General features: G+C 61.3%; 5 protein-coding genes. All 5 read left to right on the top strand.

Annotation, left to right across the window (positions count from 1 at the left end):
• Positions 1 to 315: 315 nt before the first annotated feature.
• Positions 316 to 1,035, top strand: coding sequence for a dienelactone hydrolase family protein (locus RJQ10_RS08255; protein WP_350145485.1), 720 nt, complete (start codon positions 316 to 318; stop codon positions 1,033 to 1,035).
• A 179-nt stretch (positions 1,036 to 1,214) separates the two neighbouring features.
• On the top strand, positions 1,215 to 2,180 hold the full coding sequence (locus RJQ10_RS08250; RefSeq protein WP_350145483.1) for an Lrp/AsnC family transcriptional regulator: 966 nt from the start codon (positions 1,215 to 1,217) through the stop codon (positions 2,178 to 2,180).
• Between the two features lie 552 nt (positions 2,181 to 2,732).
• Positions 2,733 to 2,864, top strand: coding sequence for a hypothetical protein (locus RJQ10_RS08245; protein ID WP_350145481.1), 132 nt, complete (start codon positions 2,733 to 2,735; stop codon positions 2,862 to 2,864).
• Positions 2,861 to 3,961 carry an LLM class flavin-dependent oxidoreductase gene (locus RJQ10_RS08240; RefSeq protein ID WP_350145479.1) on the top strand — a complete coding sequence of 367 codons (1,101 nt, stop codon included), beginning with the start codon at positions 2,861 to 2,863 and terminating at the stop codon, positions 3,959 to 3,961. Before RJQ10_RS08245 ends, RJQ10_RS08240 begins: the two co-directional genes overlap by 4 nt.
• 287 nt (positions 3,962 to 4,248) lie before the next feature.
• Positions 4,249 to 4,719, top strand: a complete 471-nt coding sequence (locus RJQ10_RS08235) for a hypothetical protein (RefSeq protein ID WP_350145477.1) — start codon at positions 4,249 to 4,251, stop codon at positions 4,717 to 4,719.
• The last annotated feature ends 98 nt before the right edge of the window (positions 4,720 to 4,817 follow it).

The raw sequence follows: 4,817 nt of genomic DNA, 5'->3' as shown, positions 1-4,817 counted from the left end.
GGTTATCGAGGTGGCTGGTGTGGGTGGTACCTGGAACCAGTGGCTTGATCCGAAGACCTACGGGGTGGAGCTGCGGGTCCGCTTCTAAGCGCATCTTTGTCTCGCGAATGGGATAAGCCCGGCTGACATCGGTCAGCCGGGTATTCTTTTTCTCGCGTCAAATCTAGCCAAATGCGGAAGGTATCTTATGGTTTCCCGGATCTACGGTCAGGCGGACACGTTGCGTAGCGGTTTCCCCGAGGGCGATTGCACGAGCGCAACGCCGGGCGAGCTGCTCCGATGCGGTCAGGGCGAATACTTAGAGGAAGAAGGAAAATGATGAAGCCGACAGCGGAGCCGATTGTCGAGCGCGGGGTCCGGGAGCAGGCGTTCAGCCTTGAGTGCGAGGGCCGCGTGGTCCCCGCCATCCTGTGGACACCCGAGGCCGGCGGAAGCGGACAACCACTCGTTCTGCTGGGTCACGGCGGCTCTTTGCATAAGCGCGCGGACTACATTCTGGCCACCGCCCGTCGCTTGGCGCGCAGCCACGGTATCGCCTCGGTCGCTATCGACGCCCCTGGCCACGGCGAGCGCGCCGATCTCGACACGGAGAGGCTCGGTCGCCTAGATCGCGTGTGGGGCCGCGCCGGGGTTGTGGAAGAGACCATCGCGGACTGGCGGACCACGCTCGACGCTGTGCAGGACACGCTCGGTGCGGTCGCCGTCGGCTATTTCGGCATGTCGATGGGCACCATGATGGGCGTGACGCTCATCGCGGCGGAGCCCCGTATCCAGGCTGCCGTGTTCGGGCTGATGGGGACGTGGTCGGTTATCTCGAAGCGCCTCGCCGACGACGCCGCGCGCGTCACGTGTCCCGTGCGCTTTTTGGTGCAGTGGGACGACGAGATCGTCCCGCGCGACCTGGCATTCGAGCTGTTCGACCGGTTGGGCTCAAAGCAGAAGAGCATGCGCACGCACCCCGGCGGGCACCTCGAGGTCCCAGCTGAAGAGATACGCGCAGTTCCCGAGTTTCTCGCCTCACATCTGGGCGGCTGAGCGGGAACGCAGCGCGGACTTTGATCTGATGGTCGAGGGCCGGCACGGGCCCTCACTTCCAGGGACAGAAAATTGCATTTGATTCCGAAACCATCGTAAAATCCGGCGCCTTGCCGATGCGTACCATTTTGCCATACAAAGTTGCGCGTATTAACGGACTCTCTCAAGAGCTATAGACAATGGATGAGCTAGATCGAGACTTGGTTGCGGCACTTCGCCTGCAACCACGAGCGACCGTACGGACCCTCGCCAAGATCGTCGGGGTCCGCGAACACGTCGTCGCCAACAGGATGCGGAGGCTTGAATTAGGTTCAGAGATGCGCGTGATGGCGCAGCTGTCGATGGGCGGGATGGGCTTCGAGCATTACGTCGTGTTCGGTGTCCGGGTCGACGAACGTCCGCCCGGAGAGGTTGCGAAGCAATTGGCCCAGATTCCCGAGGTCCAGGGCCTGGTGTCCACTTCAGGCCGCTTCGAACTGACCGGGACGTTCTTTGCACGCGACAAGGCCCACTTGCGGGAGCTCCTGGATAAGCGCCTCGGAAGTGTACCGGGTGTCGAGGATATCGAGTCCGCTCTGGTCCTGGAAACGCTGGAGTGGGCGGATGTCGCCACGCTGACCGGAGACTCAATAACCGACGTCTTGCCCGCGTTAGATGTGACCGCTGCTGACATTAATAGCCTCGACCAGAGAATCATCTCGACGCTCCAGGTCGACGGCAGGATGCCCATGCGGGAGATCGGGCGCGAGCTGGACACCCCCGAGGCGACCATTCGCTCTCGTATCCGGCGACTCAAAACTAAAGGAATCATCCGGCTGACCGTCGTCTCCAACATCAGCAGCTTTAGACCGGGAGTCAGCGCATACATCTCACTTCGAGTCGGTGATGGGCGACTGACCGAAGTCGCAGGTGCCCTGAAAAACAGTGCCGACTTCGCGTTCCTGGCTATGACAATGGGCCGGTTTAACCTTCAGGGGCTGCTGTTGCCAATGCCGCGCAAGGACCTGGAAGAGCTGGTCTTTCGACAACTTTCCGCAATGGCCGGTGTCAAGCAGGTCGATCTCGAGGAGATTCTGGCCGTCCACAAGAGTGATGTCCGAATTACTCCGCCGAGTCCGAATTCACTGAAAACCGGGGTCACTTAGATAGCCTGAGGCAGCAAACCACTCAGGGAGAGTTCATGAACGCGGTGCATGATGCCATCGGCATCCGTATCCACGATTTGCCGCTGTTACCGCCGCGGGTGCTAGCCGCCCCGGGCCCCGCCGGCGGCGGCTGAGATCGCCCGATCCGCCATGGGGCGTGGTGTTTCCGAGCCATTTCACGCGAGGTTGTATTCCCTCCCTGTTTCCAGCAATCGCTGGAGGTCACTTTAGGCACTGCTCGGAGTTGACAAATTCTGAAGGCCTCCCCGGCAGAGCCGGTGGTCGACTTCGGTCTCGGATCGAATAAAAAAAGCCCGTCCGGCCAACGCTTCTTTTGGTTCTCCTGCGACGTCGCGTACTTAGCTCGAACGCGGCGAGACTCGCACCTGACTCTTCGCCCTGCACGCGGCTTGAAATCGCCGCTTCAACGCCCGATTGGTGCGCCGAAAGAGCGTACGCATATCGAAATTTATTTTGTTGATTCCGTTAATACGCGTATAGTAATATCAGTAAGTACACGCAAGTAGACTATCTTAGTAAGGAGTATCTGACGTGACAAAGCTAGATGGAGAGTACACGGGTTTGGGCTTCGATCCGGACGCCCCGATCGAGAGGAGCCGCGAGAAGCGTGACATGCGCCTGTGCCCGGACGTGAACGATAAGTACGCAGGGAGCACGCCATGAAGTTTGGGATCTTTTTTGAGCAGTCGGTTCCACGCCCTTGGGACGGTGAGATTGAGCACAGCGTTTACCAGAACGCGCTGGAGCAGGCGCGGCTGGCCGATGAGCTGGGCTTTCACTCGGTCTGGGCCGTGGAGCACCACTTTCTGGAGGAGTACTCGCATTGCTCGGCACCGGATGTGCTCCTGTCGGCGATCGCCGCGCAGACGAAGCGCGTCAGGGTCGGCCACGGGATCGTCGTTTGCGTGCCCGGGTTCAACCACCCGATCCGGATTGCCGAGCGCGCTGCTGTGCTAGACATCATCTCCAGCGGACGCCTGGAGCTTGGCACCGGTCGCTCGGCCACCTGGCCCGAACTCGGCGGCTTCCAGACGAACCCCGACGAAACCAAGAAGAGCTGGGACGAGTACATCCACTGCATCCCCAAGATGTGGACGCAGGAACGCTTTGAGTACCAGGGGGAGTACTTCTCCATGCCGAACCGCGCCGTCCTGCCCAAGCCGTATCAAAAGCCCCACCCTCCGCTGTGGGTGGCCGTGTCCAGTCCCGGGACCGAGCTCGACGCCGCGGACCGCGGCATGGGCGCGCTCGGCGTTAGCTTCTCTTCGTTCGCTGCCCAGGAAAAGAAGGTGAAGGTGTACCGCGAGCGCATCGCCAATTGCGATCCGGTCGGAGAGTTCGTGAACGACCAGATGGCGAGCGTTAACTTCCTGTACTGCCATCCGGACGACGAGCAGGGTGTCAAGATCGGTCGGAGCATGATGAGTACCTTCCAGTACATGGCCAGTCAGATTGGCATGGCGAAAGAGGTCTACCCGACGAGTTCCTACCCGACCGGCGGGTTACTCGCCGCCACACGTCGCCAGGCCGACGGTCCGGGTGACGCGCGCGGCGCACCCGAGGGGATCGCCATTGGTAACCCCGAGAATATCATCGAGCAGCTGAAGAAGTGGGAGGCCGCGGGCGTGGACCACGTGAACTTCATGCTGAACGCGGTCGAGGTGATCCCGCAGGAGCGCGTGCTGGAGAGTCTGCGCCTGTTCGCCAAGGAGGTTATGCCGGCTTTCGAGAAGTCTGAGTTAGCGGAGGTTGGTTCCTGATGGCTGCTTACGGAACACTCGCATTTGAGCGTGCGCTAGACGGCGCGCCCACACTCAAGTCCCTTGAGACAGAACCGTGGACTCTGACCGGAGCGCGTCTGATACAGGCGAGCATCGAGGTCGAGCGAGAGCCCGCACTGGCTGCTATACCGCCGGCACTGCACCCGACCCTTCCTTCCTACGCCCTGTTTACGGTGACCGAGTTCCCAGAGAGCCCGGTTGGACCATTCCGGCTTGCGCAAGTGCGTATCGTCGCGCGCGCGGGCACCCGGCCGCGCGGCTTCCTCGTGGGTGCCGTTTGTGACTCGGACGTGGCCACTGCAGAGCTGGCTGCTCGCTGGGGTTACAGTGTCGTCCGTGGCGAGGTGAAGTTGTCCGAACGTCATGACCGCTGGATTGGCACGGTGGTGCGCGATGGGGCGATGATCATGCAAGTGAGCTGTCGCAATCCACAGTTGATCAACGGCGCGGATATCGACCTCATCGACACGCTGACGCTGGCTCGGTACGAGAGTGAGAGTCTGCTGATGCAGGTCGACCCGGAGTACGTCTACCATGCTGCGCACCGTGGCCAAGCCGAGCTCGAGTTCGATTCGGCGAGTTGGGGCAGGGGGTCGCTTGCGGGCAGCGTGCGTCCGACCTCGCCCAATGTGGCCGTGTGCTGTCGGGTTGACACGGACCTGCCGACCCCGCGCTTCGTGATTGACCCTGCCAAGCCGGCGCTGCATGGTACGCGACGCCTGTCCGCAGCGGATTAGTCGTTCCGATCTTCTAGTTCGTAGAACACTACCACCTCAACTCCGAGGAGGTGGGGGGAGGAAAACGCGAACGATCAAGGACTTCCCGAGTATATACC

Origin of the sequence: Haliea sp., from assembly GCF_040222615.1 — a bacterium.
Taxonomy (GTDB): Bacteria; Pseudomonadota; Gammaproteobacteria; order Pseudomonadales; family Halieaceae; genus Haliea.
This window is presented reverse-complemented; position numbering and strand designations above follow the sequence as displayed.

Coding starts and splice junctions, on each gene's coding strand:
- RJQ10_RS08255 (WP_350145485.1), top strand. CDS start 316: ATGATGAAGCCGACAGCGGAGCCGATTGTCGAGCGCGGGGTCCGGGAG.
- RJQ10_RS08250 (WP_350145483.1), top strand. CDS start 1,215: ATGGATGAGCTAGATCGAGACTTGGTTGCGGCACTTCGCCTGCAACCA.
- RJQ10_RS08240 (WP_350145479.1), top strand. CDS start 2,861: ATGAAGTTTGGGATCTTTTTTGAGCAGTCGGTTCCACGCCCTTGGGAC.